This window comes from Pontimicrobium sp. MEBiC06410 (assembly GCF_053601615.1).
In genome coordinates this window covers 1-265 of sequence record NZ_JBSHNT010000011.1, presented here as the reverse complement: position 1 = coordinate 265, position 265 = coordinate 1, and the positions used below count along the sequence as shown (strand labels likewise).

1 protein-coding gene is annotated in these 265 nt (G+C 39.6%); it reads left to right on the top strand.

All coding sequences use genetic code 11. The features are described from left to right. The coding region (locus tag ACVC08_RS00090) for a hypothetical protein (RefSeq protein WP_452600485.1) at positions 1-265 on the top strand (265 nt) is incomplete at both ends.

Genomic DNA, 265 nt, shown 5'->3' with positions numbered 1-265 from the left:
CTGCTAATGCTGGTACAGATGGAGGCATTACTATCTGTGACGACAGTTCTACAACTATAGATTTATTTAGTTTAATCGCTGGTGAAGATGCTGGTGGTACTTGGTCGCAAACTTCTGGATCTGGTGGTACTTTTAATGCTGTAGCTGGTACTTTTACACCAGCTGTTGGTGCAACTACTAGTACCTTCGATTATACTGTTATTGGAACAAATCCTTGTCCTAACGATGTTAGTACTGCTACTATTACTATTAATCAAACACCTGT